The 25,474-nt window shown below is 65.8% G+C and carries 21 protein-coding genes; 8 read left to right on the plus strand and 13 right to left on the minus strand.

Annotation, left to right across the window (positions count from 1 at the left end):
- Positions 1 to 33 precede the first annotated feature (33 nt).
- Positions 34 to 660: a TetR/AcrR family transcriptional regulator gene (locus FJ934_RS21075; protein ID WP_140612023.1), complete on the minus strand. Its 627-nt coding sequence runs from the start codon at positions 658 to 660 to the stop codon at positions 34 to 36.
- A gap of 356 nt (positions 661 to 1,016) precedes the next feature.
- On the opposite strand from FJ934_RS21075, the gene FJ934_RS21080 reads away from it, so the two are divergent.
- From FJ934_RS21080 to FJ934_RS21090, 3 genes are read left to right on the plus strand one after another with little or no spacing between them, the layout of a single operon-like run.
- Complete coding sequence (locus FJ934_RS21080; protein ID WP_140612025.1) at positions 1,017 to 1,493, plus strand: (2Fe-2S)-binding protein; 477 nt, start codon at positions 1,017 to 1,019, stop codon at positions 1,491 to 1,493.
- On the plus strand, positions 1,490 to 2,473 hold the full coding sequence (locus FJ934_RS21085) for a xanthine dehydrogenase family protein subunit M (protein WP_140612027.1): 984 nt from the start codon (positions 1,490 to 1,492) through the stop codon (positions 2,471 to 2,473). The genes FJ934_RS21080 and FJ934_RS21085 overlap by 4 nt, the downstream gene beginning before the upstream one ends.
- Positions 2,470 to 4,764, plus strand: a complete 2,295-nt coding sequence (locus FJ934_RS21090) for a xanthine dehydrogenase family protein molybdopterin-binding subunit (RefSeq protein ID WP_140612029.1) — start codon at positions 2,470 to 2,472, stop codon at positions 4,762 to 4,764. Before FJ934_RS21085 ends, FJ934_RS21090 begins: the two co-directional genes overlap by 4 nt.
- Before the next feature lie 171 nt (positions 4,765 to 4,935).
- Here FJ934_RS21090 and FJ934_RS21095 read toward each other — a convergent pair whose 3' ends face one another.
- From FJ934_RS21095 to FJ934_RS21105, 3 genes are all read right to left on the minus strand, one after another.
- Complete coding sequence (locus tag FJ934_RS21095) at positions 4,936 to 5,694, minus strand: slipin family protein (protein ID WP_140612031.1); 759 nt, start codon at positions 5,692 to 5,694, stop codon at positions 4,936 to 4,938.
- Positions 5,691 to 7,058 (minus strand): nodulation protein NfeD, encoded by a 1,368-nt coding sequence (locus FJ934_RS21100; RefSeq protein WP_140612034.1) that lies wholly within the window; start codon positions 7,056 to 7,058, stop codon positions 5,691 to 5,693. Before FJ934_RS21100 ends, FJ934_RS21095 begins: the two co-directional genes overlap by 4 nt.
- 263 nt (positions 7,059 to 7,321) lie before the next feature.
- The gene (locus FJ934_RS21105; protein ID WP_246671582.1) at positions 7,322 to 8,380 is read right to left on the minus strand and encodes a helix-turn-helix transcriptional regulator; all 1,059 of its coding nucleotides are present in this window, start codon (positions 8,378 to 8,380) and stop codon (positions 7,322 to 7,324) included.
- 289 nt (positions 8,381 to 8,669) lie between these two features.
- Here FJ934_RS21105 and FJ934_RS21110 point away from each other — a divergent pair, with 289 nt between their 5' ends.
- Together FJ934_RS21110 and FJ934_RS21115 are read left to right on the plus strand one after the other, a co-directional pair.
- Positions 8,670 to 9,632: an AraC family transcriptional regulator gene (locus FJ934_RS21110; protein WP_140612038.1), complete on the plus strand. Its 963-nt coding sequence runs from the start codon at positions 8,670 to 8,672 to the stop codon at positions 9,630 to 9,632.
- Positions 9,633 to 9,868: 236 nt separating this feature from the next.
- The gene (locus FJ934_RS21115) at positions 9,869 to 13,534 is read left to right on the plus strand and encodes an autotransporter domain-containing protein (RefSeq protein WP_140612040.1); all 3,666 of its coding nucleotides are present in this window, start codon (positions 9,869 to 9,871) and stop codon (positions 13,532 to 13,534) included.
- Positions 13,535 to 13,620: 86 nt separating this feature from the next.
- Here the strand turns inward: FJ934_RS21115 and FJ934_RS21120 are convergent, their stop codons facing one another.
- From FJ934_RS21120 to FJ934_RS21145, 7 genes are all read right to left on the minus strand, one after another.
- A complete protein-coding gene (locus tag FJ934_RS21120) occupies positions 13,621 to 14,502 on the minus strand; it encodes a DMT family transporter (protein WP_140612042.1) in 882 nt (293 codons plus the stop codon).
- 142 nt (positions 14,503 to 14,644) lie between these two features.
- Positions 14,645 to 15,331, minus strand: coding sequence for an aspartyl/asparaginyl beta-hydroxylase domain-containing protein (locus FJ934_RS21125; RefSeq protein ID WP_140612044.1), 687 nt, complete (start codon positions 15,329 to 15,331; stop codon positions 14,645 to 14,647).
- A 211-nt stretch (positions 15,332 to 15,542) separates the two neighbouring features.
- Complete coding sequence (locus FJ934_RS21130) at positions 15,543 to 18,698, minus strand: efflux RND transporter permease subunit (RefSeq protein ID WP_140612046.1); 3,156 nt, start codon at positions 18,696 to 18,698, stop codon at positions 15,543 to 15,545.
- A 4-nt stretch (positions 18,699 to 18,702) separates the two neighbouring features.
- A complete protein-coding gene (locus tag FJ934_RS21135) occupies positions 18,703 to 19,974 on the minus strand; it encodes an efflux RND transporter periplasmic adaptor subunit (protein WP_140612048.1) in 1,272 nt (423 codons plus the stop codon).
- The gene (locus FJ934_RS28095) at positions 19,958 to 20,119 is read right to left on the minus strand and encodes a hypothetical protein (protein ID WP_181165706.1); all 162 of its coding nucleotides are present in this window, start codon (positions 20,117 to 20,119) and stop codon (positions 19,958 to 19,960) included. The genes FJ934_RS21135 and FJ934_RS28095 overlap by 17 nt, the downstream gene beginning before the upstream one ends.
- 167 nt (positions 20,120 to 20,286) lie before the next feature.
- Positions 20,287 to 20,511: a hypothetical protein gene (locus FJ934_RS21140; protein ID WP_140612050.1), complete on the minus strand. Its 225-nt coding sequence runs from the start codon at positions 20,509 to 20,511 to the stop codon at positions 20,287 to 20,289.
- A gap of 118 nt (positions 20,512 to 20,629) precedes the next feature.
- Complete coding sequence (locus FJ934_RS21145; protein ID WP_140612052.1) at positions 20,630 to 21,343, minus strand: hypothetical protein; 714 nt, start codon at positions 21,341 to 21,343, stop codon at positions 20,630 to 20,632.
- Positions 21,344 to 21,552: 209 nt separating this feature from the next.
- On the opposite strand from FJ934_RS21145, the gene FJ934_RS21150 reads away from it, so the two are divergent.
- The 3 genes from FJ934_RS21150 to FJ934_RS21160 all read left to right on the plus strand — a co-directional run bounded on the left by FJ934_RS21150 (position 21,553) and on the right by FJ934_RS21160 (position 24,242).
- Complete coding sequence (locus FJ934_RS21150; RefSeq protein WP_140612054.1) at positions 21,553 to 22,278, plus strand: response regulator; 726 nt, start codon at positions 21,553 to 21,555, stop codon at positions 22,276 to 22,278.
- Positions 22,275 to 23,516 (plus strand): ATP-binding protein, encoded by a 1,242-nt coding sequence (locus FJ934_RS21155; protein ID WP_140612056.1) that lies wholly within the window; start codon positions 22,275 to 22,277, stop codon positions 23,514 to 23,516. The genes FJ934_RS21150 and FJ934_RS21155 overlap by 4 nt, the downstream gene beginning before the upstream one ends.
- Before the next feature lie 96 nt (positions 23,517 to 23,612).
- Positions 23,613 to 24,242: a sulfotransferase family protein gene (locus FJ934_RS21160; protein WP_246671583.1), complete on the plus strand. Its 630-nt coding sequence runs from the start codon at positions 23,613 to 23,615 to the stop codon at positions 24,240 to 24,242.
- Between the two features lie 87 nt (positions 24,243 to 24,329).
- Here FJ934_RS21160 and minE read toward each other — a convergent pair whose 3' ends face one another.
- Positions 24,330 to 24,602 (minus strand): cell division topological specificity factor MinE, encoded by a 273-nt coding sequence (minE, locus tag FJ934_RS21165; RefSeq protein ID WP_140612058.1) that lies wholly within the window; start codon positions 24,600 to 24,602, stop codon positions 24,330 to 24,332.
- Entirely contained in the window at positions 24,599 to 25,414 is an 816-nt protein-coding gene (minD, locus tag FJ934_RS21170; RefSeq protein ID WP_140612060.1) for a septum site-determining protein MinD, read from the minus strand. The genes minE and minD overlap by 4 nt, the downstream gene beginning before the upstream one ends.
- Between the last annotated feature and the right edge of the window lie 60 nt (positions 25,415 to 25,474).

A 25,474-nucleotide genomic window follows, 5' to 3' on the forward strand; every position in this document is an offset into this window, starting at 1 on the left:
GCGGATCGCAGCGTTGGCCGCTGCTGGCCTCGGTCAGCGATCGGCCTTCGTCGACGTCCCCGCCCCGAACCGCAAGCCGTCCATCAACAGCTTGACCAGCCGGCGCGAGCGGTCGCGCCACTCCGGCGTGTCCGGCGCGGAGTAGATGCCGCCGAGCGCGTGCAGAACGTCCGAGGCGTCGACGTCGCCGCGGATGGTGCCGTCGGCCACCGCCGCCTCGACCAATTGCCGCAGCGCCTGTGAGACCCGGCCCGACGTGTCGGAAAACAGCGTCGAATTGGTGGTGAGCAGGATGCGCAGGCTGGTCGCCAGGCCGCGTTTGGTGGCGATATAGTCGACAAAACGCCGCATCCACTCTTCCAGCGCGACATCTGACGAATGTTTTTGGGCAAGCTCGCCGGCGGCCGCGCACAGCCCCTCCGCCTCGCGCCTATAGACGACCTCGACCAGATGCTCGCGCGTCGGGAAATGCCGGTAGAGCGTGCCGATGCCGACGCCGGCGCGCCGTGCGATCTCCTCCAGCGAGGCATCGATACCGCGCTCGGCAAACAGCTCCGCCGCCACCTCGACCAGCCGGTCGCGATTGCGCCGGGCATCCGCGCGCAACGGCTTGCCCGCCGTGGCTGTCTGTTCAGCAATGATCGACGGCTCAACGGCCAATTTTTTCTCCACTGTCGAAATATGGGGCTTGAACCCGGCCGGGCCAGCCCCCACGTAATAAACGGAGGCGCCTCCGTTTTAGTGGAGTGCCTTTATCATATAATCAGGGGAACCGGTATGTCACGTCCGCAAACTGCCGAGCGTGTAATCTCCCCCTCGAGGGGGGAGATGTCGCCGAAGGCGACAGAGGGGGTCGCCCCGCATGAAGCGCCAACCCCCATCCGCCGCAGGAGGTTGCATCCGGTCGAACCGACCCCCTATGCCCTGCCGGGCATCTCCCCCTCAAGGAGGGAGACCAGCAGTTCCGCCGTCTTCACCCTATCCGCCCCGCATCAAGCAACTGGAGCCAGGCGCCCATGACGAACAAAATCCCCGTACATCTCGACATCAACGGCCAGCACCACGAATTGCAACTCGAGCCGCGTGTCACGCTGCTCGACGCCTTGCGAGACCGCCTCGGCCTGACTGGCACCAAGAAGGGCTGCGACCACGGCCAGTGCGGTGCCTGCACCGTGCATGTCGACGGCGAGCGCGTGCTGGCCTGCCTGACGCTGGCAGCCCAGGCCGAGGGCCGCGCCATCACCACCATAGAGGGGCTTGCACGGGAGGGCGAACTGCATCCCGTGCAGGCTGCCTTCCTCGAGCAGGACGCCTTCCAGTGCGGCTATTGCACCCCCGGGCAAATCATGTCGGCGGTGGCCTGCATCCGCGAGGGCCATGCCGGCTCGGATGATGAGATCCGCGAATACATGGCCGGCAATCTCTGTCGCTGCGGCGCCTATCCGCACATCGTCGCCGCCGTGCGCCAAGCAGCCCTGGAGGTCGCGTCATGAAGGATTTTTCCTATCTTCGCGCCACCTCGACGGACGCCGCGCGCCAGGCGGCCGCCCTGCCCGGCGCCATGCTGCTTGCTGGCGGCACCACGCTGATCGACCTCGCCAAATGCGGCGTCGCCGAACCCGATACACTGGTCGACATCACCCATCTCAAGGGGCTCGACCGGATCTCGGTCGACGAGCGCGGCGCCACCATCGGCGCGCTCGCCCGCATGGGCCATGTCGCCGACCACGCCGACATCAAGAGCCGCTTCCCCGCCGTGTCGGAGGCGCTGTGGCAAGCGGCGTCGGCGCAGATCCGCAACATGGCGACCATCGGCGGCAATATGATGCAGCGCACACGCTGCCCCTATTTCCGCGATCCCGCGAACTTTCCGGCCTGCAACAAGCGGCAGCCCGGCAGCGGTTGTTCGGCGATCGGCGGCGTCACCAGGGGGCACGCGGTGCTCGGCACCAGCGAGGCCTGCATCGCCATGTACCCCGGTGACCTCGCCACCGCGCTGGTCGCCTTCGACGCGACCGTCCGTCTCGGCGAGCGTCAGCTTTTAGTCGACGACTTCTTCCTGCTGCCCGGCGCCACGCCGGACAGGGAGCATGCGATCGAGCCTGGCGAGATGATCACCGCCGTCGAAATCCCCGCTTCCGCCGCGGCCCGCCGCTCGACCTATCTGAAGATCCGCGACCGGCAGTCCTATGAATTCGCCGCGGCCAGTGCCGCGGTCGGGCTCGAACTGGAAGCCGATGGCCGCACCATCCGCGACCTGCGCGTGGCGCTCGGTGGCGTCGCCAGCAAACCCTGGCGCGCGCGGGCGGTGGAAGACGCACTGAAAGGCAAGGTGCTGGAGCCGGACGCCGTGCGGGCCGCCAGCCTGCTCGCCGTCGAAGGCGCCGTCGACCATGGCGCCAACCATTACAAGATCGAGCTCGCGCCGCGCGTCGTCGCGCGCGCCATCCTCAAATTGGGAGAAGCGGCATGACCGTTCACACAAGACATGGCGATGCGTCCGACGGCGCGCTGGCGGAAGCCGTCGGCGGCCGGCTATCGCGCGTCGACGGCCCGGCCAAGATCACCGGCGCGGCGAAATACGCCGTCGAGCAGCAGCTCGAAGGCCTCGCCTATGGCTTGCTGGTCGAAAGCACGATTGCGTCGGGCAAGGTTCGCGCGATCGACACCTTGCAAGCCGAGGCAGCACCGGGCGTGCTGCAAGTGCTGACGCCCGATACGATCATCAGCCTGAAAACCGCCTCGGACTGGTTCGGCACCCCGCCGCCGGACAAGCCCTACTGCCCGCTGGCGCGCGACATCACCTTCTCGGGCCAGCATGTCGCCGCGATCATCGCCGAGACCTTCGAGCAGGCGGTCGCCGCGGCGGCGCTGGTCAAGGTCAGCTATGACGAGACGCCGGCCATCGTCGACCTCAGCGACGGCAAGGCCGGCGACGGCATCCCCATCGACGCCATGACCAAGGAATGGGGCGATGCGCAGGCCGCCTTCGCCTCGGCCCCGGTGCGGATCTGCGCCGCCTACAACACCCCGCGCGAATACCAAGCGCCGATGGAGCCGCATGGCCTGATCGCGCGCTGGGAGGGCGACAGGCTGACCGTGTGGGAGCCGAGCCAGTGGCTGGACGGCATGGCCCGCACCTATGCCGAATGGTTCGGCGTGCCGTTCGAGAATGTGCGGCTGGTCTCGCCCTATATCGGCGGCGGCTTCGGCTCCAAGGCGCTGGCGCTCAGCCATGGCGCGGTAGCGGCATGTGCCGCCAAGATGCTCGGCAGGCCGGTGCGGCTGGTGATGACGCGCCCGCAGACCTTCACCGGTTACGGCGGCCGCGCCGCGACGCGCCAGACGGTGACGATCGGCGCGAACCATGACGGCCTGATCCAGTCGATCGTGCATCGCGGCGTCAACGAAACATCAATCGACGGCATGTGGGTCGAGCCGCTCGGATCGGTCACCTCGATCATGTATGCGACGCCGAATTTTTCCTCCAGGCAGAATGTCGTGCGGGTGAATTCGGTGGTGCCGGGCGCCATGCGCGCGCCGGGCGAAAACCCCAGCGCCTTCGGCATCGAAAGCGCCATCGACGAACTCGCCTACGAGGTCGGCATTGATCCGCTGGAGATCCGGCTGCGCAACTACGCCGAACAGGATCCGGAAGCGAAAAAAACCTGGTCGACCAGGCAGTTGCGCGAGGCTTTTGCCGTGGGCGCCGAGCGCTTCGGCTGGGCCAGGCGCACGCCGGAGCCGCGCTCGATGCGCGACGGCAACCAGTTGATCGGCTGGGGCGTCGCCGCCGGCACCTATCCGGTGCGGCGCGCCTATGGCGAGGCGATCGTGCGCATCCTGGCCAACGGCTCGGTCGAGGTCGAAAGCTCCTCGATCGACATGGGCCAGGGCACCTACACCATCCTGGCGCAGACCGCTGCCGAAACGGTCGGCGTGTCAGCCGACGACGTGGTGGTGAGGCTCGGCGATTCCCGCTTTCCCCGTGCTGGCGTCACCGGCGGCTCACGGCTGGCCGGCGTCATGACCGGCGCCGTCTACAAGGCCGCGACCGCGGCGCTCGACCAGTTGATCGGCCTGGCGATCAGCGATCCGCGCTCGCCCTTCCACGCCCTGCAGGCCAACACGCTGGTCGTCGCCAACGGCCGTATCACCGCGCCGCGCGGCGACGGCCCCGAAGTCTCGATCGCCGAACTGCTCAAAAGCGTCGGCCGCGACCGCATCGAGGCGACAGGCGACACCATGCCGGCCAATTCGAGCGCCGAGGACCGCTACAAGAACTACACCACCATCGCCATGGCGCTGCCGCATACCGAGGGCGACTATTCCCGCCACTCCTGGTGCGCGCATTTCGTCGAGGTGCGCGTCGACGAGGATTTCGGCACGGTGCGCGTGTCGCGCGTGGTGTCGGCGCTGGATTCCGGCCGGCTCTACAACCCGAAACTCGCCGAAAGCCAGTGGAAGGGCGGCATCATCATGGGTATCGGCCAAGCGCTGCTCGAGGAAGGCATCATGGATCGCCGCCACGGCCGCATCGTCAACAACAACCTCGCCGATTATCTGGTGCCGACCAATGCCGACATTCCCGACATCGAGGTGATCTCGGTCGGCATCCCCGACCTACATTCCTCGGTGCTCGGTGGCAAGGGCGTCGGCGAACTCGCCATCGTCGGCGTCGCCCCGGCCATCGCCAACGCGGTGTTCCACGCCACGGGAAAAAGGGTGCGGGATTTGCCGATCACGCTGGAGAAGCTGATTTAGGACGGAGTAATCTCCCCCTCGAGGGGGAGATGGCCGGCAGGCCAGAGGGGGTCGGTTCGACCGGGCTCGGCCTTGTATGCGCCGCAAGGGAGTTGACGCTCCACGCGCGGCGACCCCCTCTGTCGCCTTTGGCGACATCTCCCCCCTCGAGGGGGGAGATTACCCACTCCATCACGTCCCCTGCCCCTTCAGGAACTGGCTGAGCAGATCCACCGGCAGCGGGAACACCACCGTGGACGAGCGCTCGCCGGCGATGTCGTGCAAGGCCTCGAAATAGCGCAGTTGCATGGCCTGCGGCTCGGCCGCCAGCATGCGGCCCGCCTCGACCAGTTTCGCCGCCGCCTGCTGCTCGCCATCGGCATTGATCACCTTGGCGCGCCGCAGCCGTTCGGCCTCGGCCTGCTTGGCGATGGCGCGGATCATGTTTTCGTTGAGGTCGACATGCTTGATCTCGACATTGGACACCTTGATGCCCCACGCATCGGTGCGCTGGTCGAGGATTTCCTGGATGTCGCTGTTGAGCCTGTCGCGCTCGGCCAGCATCTCGTCGAGTTCGTGCTTGCCGAGCACCGAGCGCAGCGTGGTCTGCGCCAGCTGGTTGGTGGCGGCCATGAAGTCTTCGACCTGGATGACCGCCCGCTCGGCGTCGACGATGCGGAAATAGAGCACCGCGTTGACCTTGACCGAGACATTGTCGCGCGAAATCACGTCCTGCGGCGGCACATCCCGCACCACCACGCGCAGGTCGACCTTCACCATCTGCTGGATGAAGGGGACAAGGATGATGAGACCCGGCCCCTTGACCCCGGTGAAGCGGCCGAGCGTGAAGACCACGCCGCGCTGATATTCCCGGAGGATGCGTATGGACGCGGACAGGAATATGATCACGACCAGTGCAACGATCAGATAGGCCACGTAACCAATCATCATTGTCTTGCTCCATTCCTTCCCGCGTCGCGCCGCCGCACGGTCAGCACGAGGTCGACGATGCCGGTCACCTCGACGCTGTCGCCGGCCGCGATCGGTTCGTCGGCCTTCGCCCGCCAGCGCTCGCCCAGGGCCAGCACATGGCCCTCGCCGCCCTGCCAGTCGAGGATCTCGGCCGGCTGGCCGCGCATGGCCTCGCCGCCGACGCGCGGCGGGTTCCTGCGCGCCGCCCAGAGATAGGTGCCGCTCAGCAGCGCCAATCCAAGCGTCAGCGCGGCGGCGGGACCGATGACCGCCCATGACATGGCAAAGCCCGGCCCCTCGACCCTGAGCAGCATGGTTGCGCCGAACAGAAAGGCGGCGACGCCGCCGAGCCCAAGCACGACGGTGGGGTTGAAGGCCTCGATGATGAGGAAAACGACGCCGAGCAGCATCAGGGCAAGGCCGGTATAGTTGATCGGCAGGAGGTCGAGCGCGTAGAGGCCGAGCACGAGGCAGATGGTGCCGATGACGCCGGGCGCCACGGCACCCGGGCTGGTGAACTCGAAGACGATGCCATAGACGCCGACCAGCATCAGGATGACGGCGGTGTTGGGATCGGTGATTATGAAAAGCAGCCGGATGAACCAGCCGGGCTCCAGCGTCTCGACCGGCAGCCCTTTCGTCGCCAGCACCACTTTCCTGCCGGCCACATCGACCGTGCGCCCATCGGCCATCTGCAGGAGTTCGGTGGTGTCGCGGGCGACGAAGTCGATCACATGTTCCTGCAGCGCCGCATTGGCCGAAAGGCTCGCCGCCTCGCGCACGGCCTTCTCGCCCCAGTCGCCATTGCGACCGCGCAGTTCAGCGAGCGAACGGATCAGGGCGACGGCATCGTTGGTCACCTTGGCCATCATCGCGTCGCCCGTGGGCCGTCCACTGGCGTCCTTCTGGTCGCCCTTCTCGCCGCCCGGAAGCGACGGCAGCCCGCCAATCTCCACCGGCGTCGCGGCACCCAGATTGGTGCCGGGCGCCATGACAGCGACATGGGTGGCGTAGAGGATGTAGGTGCCGGCGCTCGCCGCATGGCCGCCGGCCGGCGCGACATAGCCGATGACAGGCAGCGGCGACGCCAGTATATCGGCGATCATCTCGCGCATCGAGGTAACCAGCCCGCCCGGCGTATCAAGTTGCAGGATGAGGACCGTGGCGTCCCGTTTGGCCGCGGCATCAAGCGCCTCCTCAAGCTGCCTGCTGCTTGCCGGCCCGATGGCGCCGTCAATGACAATGCGCAACGCGACCCTCTCGCTCCCGGCCGAAGAGAAGGGACAAAGAACAGCCGCGACGACGAAGGCCGCGGCAAGAAGGGCCACCCGCGCGAAGGTCACGCTCAAAGCTCCATGGATTCAATATGGGGTTGTATTTGGGCGAGTCCATAGAGGACGCGACATCGGCGATCGTGACGGCCGAAGCGACGGCCGGGAGGGCAAGATGGCGGGCAGGCCAGAGGAGACGCGCGAAGAATCCCAGCCCTCGGCGCGCCGCGTGAATCCGTTCGACGCGACGCTCTTCAGGAGTGAGCGCAAATCAGCAGGCTTGTTCCGCGAACGCGCGCAACCGCCGGTCTCCCCTGCGGAGCAGATCGGCGGCTTCAGCGCCAATCAGCTGCCAGCGGCGTGCCGATGTCCGAAACGAGTTTGACGAGATCGGCCTGGCGTCTCGTGCCGGTCTTGGCGAAGATGCGGTTGAGGTGTGTCTTCAGCGTGGTTTCGCCGATGCCGAGCGACGATGCGCTCTTCGAGGCGGACAATCCGCTGCCGATGCGCAGCAGCACCCGCGCCTCCGCAGGCGTAAGCTCGAACAATGTGGTGAGAACGGCTTCCGGCAGTGGCGAAGCGGACGTCGTGGTCGACACGAAGACGGCGGCGCATGCGGGCCGGAAAACCGCGCGGGCGGTTCCTTCGGTCAACGGCAATACATAGGCGACGGCGGGCGGCTGACCCGCGGCCGAAATGGGCAGGCCTATGCCTCGGGCGCCAAGCGAGGCATCCGCGCTGGCGGCATTGGCGATCGCATCCAGAAGGGGACGGGCCACCGCCGGGTTTTGCACCTGGAGCAGGCCTTTCCTGGAAAGAATCGGGCCCTGCATCGAAAACATCCGTTCGGCGGCCCCGTTCGCGTGGAGGATCGCGCCATTGGCGCCGGTCAGAACAACAGGCACGGCCAAATGGTCGAGCGCCTGGCGATAAAGATTGGCGGTAACGCGGGTCTGATCGAGCAGGTCTCCAATCAGCGACGCACGGCGCAGATGCGGCGAGAGCAATGCCAGGAAACGCTGATCTTCGGCTGAGATGACCGCCCTCGTGGCCCGCGTGGTGCAGCCCACGAGCCCGATCCGGTCCGATGTATGAACGAATTTGGTGATGCAGCCTTCACGCAACCCCTGCGGTTTGGCCCAATTCTGAAAAAACGGCGTCTGCTGGAGTTCGGCCTCGCTCATCCGCGTCAGCGTGGCGACAGGGGTGTCGACGTCGCCGACGACCGCGGCCTTCAGCCCCGGAATCGTGTCGAAGTCATAGTCATCCTGGAGCACGCGCATTTGCTCCGGATCCCAGGCCGATTGGGCCGCGAAGCGGCCATGATTGCCGTCGGCGCTGGCAAGCGCGATGGTGGTATAGGCGGCGTCGACAGCCGTTGTGATCCGGGTCATCACCCCGGCCCAGCCGTCGGGGTTCAAAACGCAATCATAGATATCGCCGATAATCGAAGAAAGGACTTCGCTGCTTGGTCTCTCCATCACGCCTCCAAGCATGCCCCCGATCCCGCCGCTGGCGGATCTTGCGGCGTCATACTTTCGGATGACGCCAGGCGCGGTCGCTGTCAATTAAAGGTTCAATTCGATCAATTGAACGCCACGCGGCCACTCTTGCCGGTTATTCTCACAATGGAAAGCATCGCGTTCGATTTTTTGAAACTGGGTGCTCTGTTGAGGTCTTACATTGTCGCGAAAGACGGTGTTTTCATCGGCTCAATTGCCATCACATCTTGACGAACGCGAACGATTTTCCCTCTGGCAAGACATTCATGTCGCGGAAATATGGTCGGTCGAGTACGGCATATCGCAAAACCTGCCTTTCGAAGCCGCGATCGAAGCCACGGCTGTCGGGCCGCTCGTTCTTGGCCAGATGTCTGGAACCATCAGGCATGCGACGAGGAAGGCGAGCAACATCGCCGAAGACGACAATGACGGCTATCTGCTGCTGATCAACAAGGCCGACACCGTGTTGGCCGGGGCTCAGGTCGGCCGCGAATATGGCATCGGTCAGGGAGAAGCCGTCCTGGTCACCGCGTCGGAAGCGCTGAAAATGGGTGGTGCGGACAGGAATGTGTGGGCGAATGTGGTGGTCCCGCGCGCCATCCTTTCCAAGGCCTTCCCGCAGATCGACGACAAGCTGGCGTTGAAGATCGGCGCCGACAACGAAGCCCTCGATCTTCTCAAGCGCTATTGCCTGCTTCTTGAAACCGGCCGCCCGCTCGGCTCACCCGATCTCATAGCCCACGCGACGGAGACGATCGTCGATTTGATTGGCCTGGTGACCGGCGCGAAAGGTCAGGCTGCCGAACTGGCCGGCCTTCGCGGCTTGCGCGCCGCCAGGCTGCAGGCGATCCTGGCCAAGATCGCCGACAATTTTGCCGACCCCGGCATCTCCGCCCAAGGTGTCGCGCAAGAACTCGGCCTGTCGGCGCGCTACATCCACGATCTGCTTCAGGAGACGGGCACCAGCTTTACCGAACGCGTTCTCGAACTGCGCTTGCAGCGAGCCCACAAGATGCTTTCGCACAGACACAATGACGACATGCGGGTCAGCGACATCGCCATGATAAGCGGATTCAGCGATGTGTCCTATTTCAACCGCTGCTTCCGTCGCCGCTTCGGCCACACGCCGACCGGGGCCAGATAGACCTGGGCACCCTCCGGCAACCGGCAAACCGGCGCGCCATGTCTGATTCCCTCTCCTTGAAAGGCCGAAAAGCCATGGCGCCGGCGGTGATCGATGGGACCAAACGGCCACAGTGCGCGGAAAAGGCACGGCATTTCACTCCAGTCCAATTCCAGTGCTGCCCTGCCCAAGACAACAGCCGGGCGCCGATGACATGTCAGCCTCAGGGTGCAACGACTGCCAGGTCAGGGGATTGAATGCCGCAGAATGGATTTGAAGGCCGCAAGATGAAGGCGTTGAAATATCTGGCGTTGGCTTCGACGGCGCTGATCGGCCTTGGCCAGTCGATCTCCGCATCGGCCGCCGATAGCTGGACCGGCGCCGCCTCCACGAACTGGTTTACCCCCGGAAACTGGAACCCCGCCGCTGTTCCGACATCGAGCGACGACGTTACTCTCGATGCCACGTTCCCGCATCCGGCGGTGGTCAATGCGCCGAATGCAGCTGCGCACTATGTGTTTGTCGGCACCATTGCCGGTTACACTGGCTCGCTGACGATTACGAACGGCGGCACCCTCTCCGACACCGCCGGTTATCTCGGCTACGTTTCGAACGCGAGCGGCACGGTGAGCGTCGTTGGAGCAGGCTCGGTCTGGAGCAACAGTTCCGACCTTTTCCTTGCCTTGAGTACGAACAGCACCGGCACCTTGACGATCTCGAACGGCGGCGCTGTCAGCGACACCATGGGTCATGTCGGCTACGGTCTGGGCACCGCCACCGTGACGGTCGACGGAGCCGGCTCGACCTGGACCAACAGCGGGGCGCTCTTCATCGGCGATGCCGGCACCGGCACGCTGACGATCTCCAATGGCGGCGCTGTCAGCAATTCCTTCGGCTCTATTGGTGAGCAGGCCGGTTCCAATGGCGCAGCGACGGTCACCGGCCCCGGCTCGTCCTGGACCAATTCCGGCAATCTCCTTGTCGGCTGGGGCGGCGCCGGCACGCTGACGATCCAGAACGGCGGCGCGGTAAGCAACGACAGTGGCATCGTCGGCGCCAAATCCGGCACGACCGGCGCTGTGACAGTCGCCGGCGCCGGCTCGTCCTGGACCAATTCCGGCGAGCTCTATGTCGGCTGGGACGGCGCCGGCACGCTGACGGTACAGAGCGGTGGCATGGTGAGCAATACCAACGGCTATATCGGCGCCAATTTCAGCCCGGCTGCCGCCGCGACGGTGGACGGCGCGGGCTCGCACTGGACCAATTCCGGCTTTCTCTCCATCGGCTATCGCGGTGACGGCGCGCTGACGATCCAAAACGGCGGCGCAGTGAGCGCTGCGTCGGGCTACATCGGCGTCAATCCCGGTTCGAGCGGCACCCTTACGGTCACCGGAAGCGGATCGACCTGGAGCGACACGGACGGCCTCTACGTTGGAAATGACGGCACTGGCATACTGAGCATCCAGAACGGCGGCCTCGTCAGCAGCAACATCGGCTTTGTCGGTGCCAATGCGGGCTCGACCGGCGCGGCGACGGTCGATGGCATAGGTTCGATCTGGAGCATCGCGTCGAGCCTCTTTGTCGGGGACGCCGGCACGGGCACGTTAACGATTTCGAATGGCGGCACCGTCAGCAATGACGCGGGGACCATTGGCGCGAAAGCAGGCTCGACCGGCATGGTATTCGTCGACGGGTTGGGCTCGACATGGGCCAACGGCGGATTGCTGGTTGTCGGCGATTACGGCACCGGCACGCTGGCGATCTCGAACGGCGGTACAGTCACCAGCAATGCCGGCTATCTGGGCTTTGATGTCGGGTCGACGGGTTCGGCGACGGTCAGCGGCGCGGGCTCAACCTGGACCAGCAGCAGCCTCCTTATTGTCGGTCAGCGCGGCACGAGCTTATTGATCGTCTCGAATGGCGGCAAGGTCGCCGACACCGATGGCTGTCTGGGCTTTTATGCCGGGTCCACCGGTACCGCTGACGTCGACGGCCCCGGCTCGACCTGGGCCAATAGCGGAGATCTCAATGTCGGCATCAGCGGCACTGGCATGCTGACGATCGCGAATGGCGGCACGGTGTCGGCCGGCGGCGTGGTCAACATCGCCGTCATGGCGGGCTCTGTCGGCACGTTGAACATCGGCGCGGCGAGCGGATCGCCCGCGGCGGCCGCGGGCGCGCTCAATGCGGCAAGTGTCCAGTTCGGACCGGGTGCTGGCGCAATCAACTTCAATCATACCGACACGAACTACACTTTCGCGTCGGCGATCAACGGCGCGGGCACGATCAACCAGATCGCCGGCACGACGAGCCTGACCGCCGATTCCAGCGCCTTCACAGGTGCGACCTACGTCACGGGTGGCCGGCTGGCGGTGAACGGCTCGCTGGCCAATTCGGCGGTAACAGTTGCGGGTGGCACACTTGGTGGCAACGGTACGGTTGGCGGCATCGTCGTACAGTCGGGCGGCATCATCGCACCGGGCAATTCGATTGGCACCCTCGACGTCGCGGGCGGCATCGACCAGGCAGCGGGCTCGACCTACCAGGTCGAACTGACATCGACCGGCCAGTCCGACCTCGTCCAGGCGACGGGCACGGCGACCATCGCCGCCGGCGCGGTCCTCGACGTGGTCAAGACGGATGCCGCGCCTTATGTGCTGGGCACACACTACACCGTGCTGCAGGCCGATACCGGCGTCATCGGCACCTACACGCTCAGCGGGGCCGGCCCCTTCATCGGACTTGTCGCCAATTACGACCCGACGCATGTCTATCTCGATGTGGTGCAGGCAAAGTCTTTCGCCTCGGTCGGCCTGACGCCCAACCAGATCGCCACCGGCGGCGCCGAAAGCCTTGGCGGCGGCAATCCGCTCTTTGATGCCATAATGGGCCTGCCGAGCGAAACCGCTGCCCAGGCAGCCTTCGACCAGCTCTCGGGTGATATCCATGCCTCGGCCAAGGGCATGCTGCTCGAAGACAGCCGTTTCGTCCGCGACGCCGCCAGCAATCGCATCGCCGCGGCTTTCGGCGATGGTGGTGCGGCGGCACTGCCGGTCATGGCCTATGGCGAGGGTGGACCGGAGATGGTCGCCGCCGACACCGATCGCTTCGCCGTCTGGGGCCAGGCCTTTGGTTCGTGGGGCAACAAGGACAGCGATGGTAACGCCGCCGCCTTCGACCGCTCGACCGGCGGCCTGCTGGCCGGCGCCGACACGTTGGTCGGCGGCTGGCGCGTCGGCCTCATCGGCGGCTACAGCCATTCCTCTTTCGATGCGGACGCCCGCAACGCCTCCGGCAAGAGCGACAGCTATCATCTTGACCTCTATGGCGGCACCAATTGGGGTGCCATCGCCTTCCGCAGCGGCGCGGCCTACAGCTGGAGCAGCCTCTCGACAAGGCGCTCCGTCGCCTTCGACGGTTTTGCCGATCAGCTCTCGGCCGATTACGATGCCGGCACGGCGCAAGCGTTCGGCGAATTCGCCTACAAGGCCGATGCCGGGCGCTTCAAGGTCGAACCCTTCGCCAATCTGGCCTATGTCAGTCTGCATACCGACGGCTTCACCGAAACGGACGGTGCATCGGCTTTGACCAGCGCCGGCACAAGCACCAACGCCACCTTCACCACGCTGGGCCTGCGAGGCTCGACGGGCTTCATGCTTGGCGGCGTCGACGCCACCGCGCGCGGCATGCTCGGCTGGCGCCATGCCTTCGGCGATGTCGCGCCGACGTCCAGCTTCGCCTTCGCGGGCGGAGACGCCTTCACCATCGCCGGCGTGCCTGTCGCCAGGGACGCGGCGGTAGTCGAGGCCGGTCTCGACCTCGACATGTCGGCCAATGCCACGCTCGGCCTCTCCTATACCGGGCAATTCGGCGGTGGCACGGTCGACCAGGGCGCCAAGATCAATCTGGGCCTGCGGTTCTGACCCAGAGCATGATGCCGAAAAGTGTGACATCATGTCTCTTTGATTAGGGCCGGCTTTTGCAGCCTGAGCCGGCACGTCAGTCGATCCTACTCCGGCGAAGGCACCGGCGGCTTCGATGTCAGCGCGGTGCCGGCGGCCGCGACGATGACGGCGGCGATGCCGGCGAGTTGCGGCACGGTGAGGCTCTCGTGCAGGAACAGGAAGCCGGCGAGTGCGCCCAGTCCCGGCTCCAGGCAGGTCAGCGTGCCGTAGATGCGGGCCGGCATCCGGGTCAGCGCCACCATCTCGAGCCAGAACGGCAGCGCGCTGGAGAACAGGCCGACCAGCAGCGCGCTGACCAGGATCGACGGCGCGAGCAGCCCCGTTCCGGCCTCAGCCACGCCGAAAGGCAGCACCAGCACCGCGGCGATAGCCATGCCATAGGCCGTGGTGCGCGAGCCGAGTTCCGCGCCCGCCTTCTGGGCGAGCACGATGTAGAGCGCCCAGAAGCCGCCGGCCGCCAGCGCCAGCATCACCCCGGTCGGATCAAGCGGCTGCAGCGAGTGGACAAAGGGCGAAAGCAGGACGATGCCGGCCACGGCCAGCGCGATCCAGGCGAAGTCGCTGGCGCGCCGCGAGGTCAGCGTCGCCACCAGAAGCGGCCCGGAAAACTCCAGCGCCACCGCGACGCCGAGCGGAATCCTGGCGAGTGCCGCATAGAACAGCAGGTTGAGCGCGCAAAGCGTCACGCCATAGGCGATGAGCCACGGCAGGGTGGCGCGCGACGGCCGCACCTGCCACGGCCGCAGCACCGCGATCAGCATCAGCGCGCCGATGACCAGCCTGAGCGTCGTCGTGCCCTGCGCGCCGATGACCGGAAACAGCGTTTTGGCGAAGGTGGCGCCGATCTGGATCGACACCATGGCGCCCATCAGCGCCGCGACGGGCAAGGGCGCCGCTTCGCGACGGGCAACCGGGGTCAATGTCACTTGATGCTATCCTCCATGCCGCGGGCGTCAGCTCCCTGGCGGCCTGGGGATAGGCCGAACCGGCCCGCCTGTCGTGAGGCAGCGGAAACGGCTTGATGGGGTCAGGACCGGTGCGCGAGGCGAACAGCCTGCAGCCGCCGCCTCAGCCGGCAAATGACACGCCCCTGCGGCGCATCCCGGCCTGCACGCCAAGCAGGATCAGCCGGGACAGGATTTCCATGTCCAGCGGCATGCTTGGGCGCCAGACGTCGAGCAGCAGCGCCACCCGGGCCTCATCGGCGTTGTTCATCACCTCGTGCGGGTAGGTGTCATCCCACAGCATGCCCTCGCCGTCGGTGATCCGCCTCTCCTGATGATTGATCATCATGACGGTTGCCGGGCGGCCATCCGCCTGCCGCGGAATGGCCAGGCCAAGGTGAAATCGCATGATGCCCCGAAAAGGCCCGCGATGGCTGGGGATGTGTTTGCGCGGTGCCAGGAACGAAACCGCCGCCGATTTGACTTCCGGGCATTCGGCCAGCAGCCGCGCAAGAACCGGCATCCGTGCGAGGTTCTCCGGCACCGCGAGGTCATAGGCCTTGAGCACGAACATGCGCCAGTCGAGACCGTCATTGGCCGAGATTTCGGCCTGCTCCGGCATGATGTCGTGGAAGCGCGGCACTTTGTTCAGTCTCACGGCAAGCGCTTCGTCGCGGATGCCGCGCCAGGCACTGGTGAATTTCGCCGCGTTCGGAAATTCGGTGGCTACATCAAGGATAGCCGGCGCGTCTATCCGTTTTTCGTAGACACGCCGGATCACATCGGATGCAAGATCGTAGGTGCGCGACATTTCATGGCCTCGACGATACTATAAACGAACATCTGATGCTTCGGCTTACACATTTTAGTCACTGCGTGACGAGTTGGCCGGCCAGCCTTGGCCCGGTCTTGATGTCGATGATTTCGGGCTTGTTGCTGTCGACAAAGCCGTTCCGATATCACAGGCGAAATGAGGTGCCCGTGGCACCGGGCCACGTTTCAACCTGTCATGGGACGTTTCCCTATTGCTGGGTGGCCGTCACCGGCGTTTCGTCGGTATCCTGCCCGGGATCTTGTTTGGCCGCCCTGCCCTTGAAAATGCGTCGCACCGTCACGAACAGCAGCGGCACCAGGAACACGCCGATCACGGTCGCCGCGATCATGCCGCCCATGACGCCGATGCCGACCGAGTTCTGCGCGCCGGAGCCGGCGCCGCTGGCGATCGCGAGCGGTGTGACGCCGAGGATGAAGGCCAGCGACGTCATCAGGATCGGCCGCAACCGTTGTCGCGCCGCCTCCAGCGTCGCCTCGACGAGCCCCATGCCCGCCGCTTGCCGCTCGATCGCGAATTCGACGATCAGGATGGCGTTCTTGGCAGCCAAGCCGATCGTGGTCAGCAGGCCGACCTTGAAATAGACGTCGTTGGTCTGGCCGAACAGGCTTGCCGCCAGCAGCGCGCCGAAGATGCCGATCGGCACCGACAGCATGACCGCGAACGGGATCGACCAGCTTTCATAAAGTGCCGCAAGGCACAGGAACACAACCAGCGCCGAAATCGCATAGAGCGACGTCGCCTGGTTGCCCGAAAGCCGTTCCTGATGCGACAGCCCGGTCCATTCATGCGAATAGCCGGGCGGCAGTTGGGCGACCAGCCTGTCGATCTCGTCCATCGCCGCGCCCGAACTCACGCCGCCCGCCGCGGCGCCCTGGATCTCGACCGCGGCCGATCCATTGTAGCGTTCGAGCCGGGGCGAGCCGAAGGTCCAGTGGCTGGAGGCGAAGGCCGAGAACGGCACCATGTCGCCGCTCGGATTGCGCACCTGCCATTTGTCCAGGTCTTCCGGCTGCATGCGGAAGTTGGCGTCCGACTGCAAATAGACCGGCTTCACCCGTCCACGATCGATGAAATCGTTGACGTAGTTGCTGCCCCAGGCGGTCGAGAGCGTGTTGTTGATGTCGGCGAGGCTGACGCCCAGCGCGCTTGCCTTTTCCTGGTCGATGTCGATCGAGAATTGCGGCTGGTCCTCCTGGCCGTTGGGCCTGGTATTGGCAAGCAACTTGCTCTGCGCGGCGAGGCCCAGAAGCTGGTTGCGAGTCTGGATCAGTGCGTCGTGACCGGCGCCGTTGACATCCTGCAGGTAGAAGTCGAAGCCGTTGGTGTTGCCGAAGCCCTGGATGGCCGGAGGCGCAAGCGCGAAGACCTGCGCGTCCTTGATCTTCCTGAACGCGCCCATCGCGCGACCGGCGATCGCCTGAGCCGCCGCGGCCGGCGATTTGCGCTGGGCGAAATCCTTCAACCGCACGAAGCCGATGCCGACATTCTGCCCGGCGCCGCCGAAACCGAAGCCGGAGGCGGTGAAGACGCCGTCGACCACGTCCTTTTCGTCCTTCAGATAGTGGTCGGTCACCTGCGCCAGCACGCGCTCGGTGCGGTCCTGCGTGGCGCCGACCGGCAGTTGCACGCTGGTGATCAGGATGCCCTGGTCCTCTTCCGGCAGGAACGAACTCGGCAACCGCGCAAACAACCAGCCGACGCCGATGACGATGGCCAGGAACACGGCGAGGAAGCGTCCCGACCGGTTGATGATGCCATGCGAGCCATCGCGATAGGCTGTCGTGCCGCGGTCGAACATGCGATTGAACCAGCCGAATGGACCGGTCTGCGTCGCATGGTTCTTCGGCCGCCGCAGGATCGTGGCGCAAAGGGCCGGTGTCAGCACCAGCGCCACCAGAACGGACAGCACCATGGCCGAGACGATGGTCACCGAGAACTGCCGGTAGATGATGCCGGTGGAACCGCCGAAGAACGCCATCGGCACGAACACGGCCGAAAGCACGGTGGCGATGCCGACCAGCGCGCCGGTGATCTCGTTCATCGATTTTTCCGTCGCCTCTTTCGGCGACAGATCTTCCTCTTGCATGACGCGCTCGACATTCTCGACCACCACGATGGCGTCGTCGACCAGCAGGCCGATGGCCAGCACCATGGCGAACATGGTCAGTGTGTTGACGGAATAGCCGAACAGCGACAGCACGCCGAACGTGCCGAGCAGCACGACCGGCACGGCGATGGTCGGGATGATGGTCGCCCGCAAATTCTGCAGGAAGATGAACATCACCAGGAACACCAGCACGATCGCCTCGGCCAGCGTCTTGACCACCTCCTCGATCGAAAGCCGCACGAAGGGCGAGGTGTCGTAGGGATAGACGACCTCGACCCCTTGCGGGAAGGTCGAGCTCAGGCGATTGATCGTCGAGCGCACCGCCTCCGCGGTGTTGATGGCATTGGCGCCGGTCGCCAGGTTGATGGCGACACCGGCCGCCGGCTTGCCGTTGTAGTGGGCTTGCGTCGTGTAGCTTTTGGCGCCGAGCTCGACCGTGGCGACATCGTTGAGGCGGACCAGCGAACCGTCCGTCTGGCTCTTCAGGATGATGTTGCGGAACTGTTCCGCGGTCTGCAACCGGCTCTTGGCGGTCACCGTGGCGTTGAGTTCCTGGCCCTTGCGCGCCGGCAGACCGCCGAGCTGGCCGGCCGAGACCTGCGTGTTCTGCGCCTGGATCGCGGCCGCCACGTCACTCGGCATCAAGGCATATTTGGCGAGCTTGTCGGGATCGAGCCAGATGCGCATGGCATAGCCCGAGCCGAAAAGCTGCGTCGAGCCGACGCCTTCGACGCGCTTCAGCGTGTCATTGATGGTGGCGTCTATATAATCGGCCAGATCGGTCGAGTTCATCTTGCCGTCGCTGGAGACGAAACCGATGACCATCAGGAAGCCGGTCGAGGATTTGGAGACGGTGATGCCGTTGCTCTGCACCACTTGCGGCAGCTGCGACTGGACGAGTTGCAGCTTGTTCTGCGTCTGCACCTGGGCGGTGTCGGGATTGGCGGCGCTGGTGAAGGTCAGCGTGATCGAGGCCGAACCGGTCGAGGTCGATGTGGCCGTCATGTAATCGAGATTGTCGATGCCGGTCATGCCTTGCTCGATGACCTTGGTCACCGAATTTTCCACCGTCTGGGCGTCCGCGCCCGGATAGGTGGCGCTGATGTTGACCGTGGTCGGCGCGATCTGCGGATATTGCGAGATCGGCAGCGTGGTGAGCGCGAGCAGTCCGCCCAGCATGATCACGATGGCGATCACCCAGGCGAAGATCGGCCGGTTGATGAAGAATGTGGACATCGGCTCAGTTTCCGGTCGAGGCGGCGGGCGCCGGTTGCTGGCCGGCGCTGGCCATCTTGGATGGGGCGGATGCGGCCGATGTCTGCCCGCGCTCCTTGATCTCGCCGGTCGCCTCGTCGATTGTCACTTCGACACCGGTCGCATCGCCGCCGGGCCGCACCAGTTGCAGGCCCTCGACAATGACACGATCGTTGTCGCCGACGCCCGAATCCACCAGCCAGGTGTTGCCGACGCTGTTGCGCACCGCGAGCACGCGCGTCTCGACCTTGCCCTGCGCGTTGATGACCATGGCGGTCGCCTCGCCCTTGGTGTTGCGGGTGACGGCGCGCTGCGGCACCAGGAAGCTGTTCTGGGCGACGCCCTCCTCGACCAGTGCCCGCACATACATGCCCGGCAGAAGCAGGCGATCGGGATTGGGGAACTCGGCCCTGAGCGCGAAGGTGCCGGTCGTCTGGTCGACATTGGCGCCGGCGAATTCCATCTTGCCGGTCTGCGCATAGATGGTGCCGTTCTCGAGCTTCAGCTTGACGCTGACATTGGGACCGCTGAATTTAAGCCGCCCTTCCGTGATCGCCTGGCGCAGATTGAGCAGATTGGTGCTCGACTGCGTAACGTCGACATTGATCGGGTCGAGCGAACGGATGGTGGTCAGCACGGTTGCCTGGTTGGTGGTGACCAGCGCGCCCGGCGTCAGCGTGGACTTGTCGATGCGGCCGGCGATCGGCGCGGTGATCGAGGTGCGATCGAGGCTGATGCGCGCGGTCTCCACGCTGGCTTTGGCCGAAGCCACATCCGCCTGGGCCTGCGCCAGCGTGGCGGCGGCATCGTCATAATCCTGTTTGGAAACAACGTTCTGCTTCAAGAGCCCTGCGTAGCGGTCGAACTTGGCCTGCGCGGTCGGCACCGCCGCTTCCGCCTTCTGCTGGGCCGCGACGGCGCTGTCATAGGCGGCCTGGTAACTGGCCGGGTCGATGAGATAGAGCGGCTGTCCCACCACCACCTCGGCGCCTTCCTTGAACAGGCGCTGCTGGATGATGCCGTCCACTTGCGGCCGCACCTCGGCGATCAGCGAAGCCGCCGTGCGTCCCGGCAATTCGGCGGTGATCGCGACCGACTGCGGATGCAGCGTGACGACGCCGACCTCCGGCTTACCGACACCGCCCATGCCGGCCGGTGTCTTGCCCTGCTCCTGCGAACACGCCGCCAGCAGAAGGGCGCCGGTGAGCGCCGCCGTCCAGGGGGCGAAGCGGCGCGGATGATTAGACTGGATCGGCATGGCCTGTATCTTTCCCTGGAGTTTCGGTCGCCGTCTGGCTGTCCGCGAAGGTGGGGTTGAAAGGATCGACGAGAGTGCCGGTGATGGCGAGCGATGTGGTGACGATCGGTGTCACGGCGCCCGATGTCGTGGCGCCCGATGTCATGGCAAAGGCCACGCCGGTACGGCGTCGAACACGACTTCGAAGCGGCTCATGCTGCGCTCCTTCTCCTCGGCCAGAGAACACCCGATAAATTTCGAGTGGTGGCCGCGATGCCCATCCATGTCATTATGCCGATCATCGACGACATGCCAAGCACCTTGCCGGGCGCCCTACGCGATCTTGCGGCGATAATGTCCGTGGCCGTGCGGCCGCGAGACTGGCAGCGACAGGCGCCAGGCGGCGAAGTCCAGGCGGATCGCGCCCTTCAGCGTGTCGGCCGGCAGGGCCAGCGGCAGGCCGCTCCCGGGCAGCGCCGTCCGGCGGCCGGGACGGCCGAGCGACAATTTCGGGCTGACCGAAGCGATCAGCCGCAGCATCATCAGGGCTTCCCACATCACCGTGCTTCCATTGGGGTATCGAAGGGTGGGATGGCGGTACAGGACCGCCTTCCCACAAGCCCGGCCGGCCCGAGAACGGGTTGGGCACCGGGCCGGCCGGCGCGGCCGGTCAGGATTATCCGCCGTTCCCGGGCTGGGGCGGCGGCGGGCCATCATTGGGCAGGCCGCCTTGGCCGGCTGCGTCATCCGGCGGGCCGCCGAGGGGACCGGGGGGTGGTCCGTGCGGGCGTTCCGCCGAAGCGAGGATTTCGAGCTGTTCGGGCGTAAGCTTGGCGCGCAGCACGGCGATCGCATCCTTCAGCTTGGCGGCCGAGGCCGCGCGCGCCGTGACGTCGTCGGCCAGCCTCTCCTGGAAGGCGAAGGGATCGGCCTTGCCGCCCAGGCCTGCGTCGGGGCCCTTGGCCTCGGAGCCGCCACGACCATGATCGCGACGTGCAAGCACCGCCTGCAGCGCGCTGGTATAGTCGCGCCACGCGTCGAGCTGTTCGCTACGGATGCCGAGGCGCGTCTCCAGCACCGCCAGCCTTGCCGCCAGCATGAAATCCGGCGGCAATCCCATGCGGCGGGGGCCGAAACCTTCCGGGCCAAAGCCCTGCCCGCCCCAACCCTGCGGGCCCCAGGCCCCTGCGCCGTGCCGCATCGGCCCATGCGGGCCAAAACCCTGCGGACCCGGCTGGCCGCATAAGGCCATCGGCCCATGGTCAGGCCCATCCTGCATAGCCATGGCTGGCGGCCCACCGGGGGCGCCGTCGGGATCTGGCTGCGCGGCCAGAGCGGGGTGGATAGCGGCGACGGAAAACAGGCCGAGCGCAAAAAGTCTGCTTCGCATGACGGTGTTCCTTTCTCTCATGCATCGGATGGCCATGACGATAGGAAGGCTGTTTGTCCGCTTCGCGTCGGCATGTTGCCGAAGGTTTCCGCAACGGGGCAATTTGTTTCCGAATGTTTCCAGCGGCCCGCTGGCAACATTGCGTTGCAATTTTCCATGCCGCTGGCGCGCGCTCTTCCTATAATCACGGGTCAAGCAAGGGCACGAGCATGCAGTCACATCCCCACATCCTCGTCGTTGACGACGACCGCGAGATCAGGACGCTTCTCGGCCGCTATCTCGACGGCCAGGGTTTCCGCGTCTCGGTGGCGGCGGACCGGCGCGAATGCGAGCAGAAGCTGGCCTCCGGCCAGTTCGACCTCGTCGTGCTCGACGTCATGCTGCCGGACGGTTCGGGGCTCGACATCTGCCGCGCCTTGCGCGACCGCAAGCCGCAGATCCCGGTGATCCTGCTCACGGCGCTGAAGGAAGATGTGGACCGCATCATCGGCCTGGAACTCGGCGCCGACGACTATCTCGGCAAGCCCTTCAACCCACGCGAACTCATCGCCCGCATCCGCGCCGTGCTGCGGCGCGCGGTGCCCGAAGAGGTGCCGGCCCCCCGCCCGCGCATCTACCGCTTCGCCAGCTACCGGCTGGAGCCCGACACCCGCAAGGTGACGGATGCCCGAGGCGAGCTTATCGACCTCACCGGCGCCGAGTTCGATCTCTTGCAGGTTTTCCTCGACCGCCCCGGCAGGTTGTTGTCGCGTGACCAGCTGCTCGATCTCACCCAGGGGCGCGAGCGTGATCCGCTGGAACGCTCGGTCGACGTGCTGATGAGCCGGCTGCGCCGCAAATTCGCCGATGCCGGCGACGGGCCGCTGTTCAAGACCGTTCGCAATGGCGGCTACCAGCTCACCGCGCGCGTCGAGGCGGTGGAGGCGCAGGCGTGAATTCGCTGCGCCGCCGCCTCATCCTGCTGCTGGTCATCTCGATCGTCGGCGTCGTCGGCCTGGCGACGGCCGCCATCCTCAGCGTGCGCGGCGGCGGGCCGCCGCCGGAGCTGACCGTGCCGTGGGTCGCCCAGCAGATGGAGCTCGTCGCGCGGCTGCTGCCGGGGCCCATCCCGGACGTGCTTAAGGTGCAGTTTGCCGATCATCCGGCCGGCGGCAAGGTCGACCGTGCGGAAACGGCGATGCTCAACGATATCCTGCACCGCCGCGGCCTCGACTTGCTGGCCATCATCAGCGCGAAGCCGGACCAACCCGGCCAGATCGCATCGGTGCAACTGCCCGACAGCCGCTGGGCGATCATGGAGGTGCCGCACCTCAAGCCGCCGCGGCGCGAATGGCTGGTGCTGGCCGGCTGGATCTCACTGATCGTGGCCGGCGCCACGGCCGTCTCGGTCTATTTCACCGCCGTGCTGATCCGGCCGCTGGAAATGCTGGAGGCCGCCGTCTCCAAGATCGGCAGCGACGGCATGCTGGCCGCGGTGCCGGAAGTCGGTTCGGCCGAGGTCAAGGCGACGGCGCACGCGCTTAACCAGCTCTCGTCGCGGCTGAAGACATCAATGGAAAGCCGCATGCGGCTGGTGGCCGCTGCCGGCCATGATTTGCGCACGCCGATGACGCGCATGCGGTTGCGCGCCGAATTCCTCGACGAGGAGCGCGACAAATGGCTCCACGACCTCGACGAGCTCGACCGCATCGCCGACAGCGCCATCCGCCTCGTGCGCGAGGAGGTGAACCAGGATGCCGTCGAGCCAATCGACCTGGAGAAGATGGTGCGCGACATATCAGCCGAGATGGCCTCGCTCGGCCATGCCGTCTCGATCGGGCATCTGGACAAGGTTTCGATCCGCGCCGGCGCGCTCGGCCTGCGGCGCGCGCTGCGCAACCTGATCGTCAACGCCGCCACCCACGGCAAGGCCTGCACCATCACCCTTGCCGTCACCGACAGGCGCGCGGTCCTGACTATTTTCGACAACGGCCCGGGCATTCCGTCCGACCTCATCAACAAGGCCTTCGAGCCCTTCTTCCGCGTCGACCCCGGCCGCCAGCAATCCATTCCCGGCGCCGGACTGGGCCTCGCCATCGCCAAGGAAATCATCGAGCGCTACGGCGGCACGGTCACGCTGGAGAACCGCACGGGCGGCGGACTGGCACAGACGGTGATGTTCGCCGCGGCGTGAGCGTCGGCGCCGTTCGCCCCGCCCGAAGCCGATGGCGACCGGCGTCTACTTCTCGTGCATCTTCGGCGTGCGGACTGATATGCTCCCGGCAACGGCTTGCGGATCGAACGGGAGCGCGCGGAGATGTCGATCAAGGTAATCGGAACTGGCTTCGGCCGAACGGGCACGGATTCAATGCGCGAGGCGCTGGCCATTCTCGGCTTCGGCCCCTGTCATCACATGCATGAAGTGATGGGCAACGAGGAGCAGAAACGGATGTGGCGTGCGCTGGCCCAAGGTGCCGCGCCGGACTGGAACCAGCTGCTCTCGGGATATGCCTCCTGTCTGGACTGGCCCTCGGCGTACTACTGGCGTGAACTGATCGAATTCTATCCGGATGCCAGAGTGATCCTGACCTACCGCTCGGCCGAAAGCTGGTGGGAGAGTTTTGAAAAAACGATCGTGGCGGCACTTAAGCAAAGCGTGGATCAGGAATCGCTGGGCGTTGCCCTGATCGCCAGGCAGGTGTTCGGCGGGCGGCCCGGCGATCGGGCGCATGCCATTGCCTGCTACGAGGCCAATGTCCGTGCGGTGTACGCCAGGGTTGCACCGGAGCGGCTGCTGGTCCATGCACTCGGCGATGGCTGGGAACCGCTGTGCAGCCATCTCGGCGTTGCGATACCGGATCAGGATTATCCCAACCGCAACGCCGCCGAGAGCTTCAGGTCGAGATTTTCGCTGAACTGATCTGGACGAATGCCGGCGGTGCCGGGCCCCGGCGAATCTGGGTTCCTCGCCCCCTCTGGCGTGGGGCGAGGAAAAAGCACGGCGTTTTTACCCCGCCATCGCCAGCGGCACGGCGCTCTTGTTGGGGATCTGGATGTCGATTTCCAGCGTCGACATGGTCTCGCCGCGGTCCATCGAGACCTGGATGTAGTCCTGGTCGATCTGCACATGCTTGGCGATGACAGCCAGTATCTCTTCGCGTAGGACCGAAACGAGATCGGGCTGGCCACGGCTGCGGCGCTCATAGGCGAGCAGCACCTGCAGCCGCTCGCGCGCCACCGGCGCGCTGGTGCGCCGCTTGAAGAGGTCGAGGATGCTCATGCGGCCCTCCTTCCGAGAAGCCGGTCGAGGAAGCCCTTGCGCTCGAAGGGAACGATCACCGGCAGGTCTTCGCCTTCCAGGCGCCGGGCCGCTTCGAGATAGGCCTTGGCGGCGGCGTTGGTGGGTTCGGAGAGCGTTACCGGCGCGCCGAGGTTGGAGGCTCTCAGCACGTCCTGGCTCTCGGGAATGATGCCGAGCAGCGGCACCGAGAGGATCTCGAGCACGTCGTCGATCGACAGCATCTCGCCGCGCGCCGCGCGCGCCGCGTCATAGCGCGTGACCAGCACGTGCTTGGCGATGTGCTCGCCCTGTTCGGCGCGCATGGTGCGGGCGTCGAGCAGGCCGATGATGCGGTCGGAATCGCGCACCGAGCTCACCTCCGGATTGGTGACGATGACCGCCTCGTCGGCGAAGCGCATGGCGAGCTGGGCGCCGCGCTCGATGCCGGCCGGGCTGTCGCAGAACACATAGTCGAACACCTGGCGCAGCCGGGCGATGACTTCGGCCACGCCTTCCTCGGTCAGCGCGTCCTTGTCACGCGTCTGCGAGGCCGGCAGCAGGTAGAGCGTTTCCAGCCGCTTGTCGCGGATCAGCGCCTGCGACAGCTTGGCGGTGCCCTGGATGACATTGACGAGGTCGAACACCACGCGACGTTCCGCGCCCATGATGAGGTCGAGGTTCCTGAGGCCGACGTCGAAATCGACCAGCGCCACCTTCTTGCCGGTCTTGGCCACGGCAGCGCCGAGTGCGGCCGTCGAGGTCGTCTTGCCGACGCCCCCCTTGCCCGAAGTGACCACCACTACCTTGCCCATATAAATCCAGCCTCCGTTGGCGTTTTTATGTTTTCGTTTCGCCGTGGCCAGCACGGCGCC

The organism is Mesorhizobium sp. B2-4-12 (genome assembly GCF_006441575.1).
Classification (GTDB): Bacteria; Pseudomonadota; Alphaproteobacteria; order Rhizobiales; family Rhizobiaceae; genus Mesorhizobium.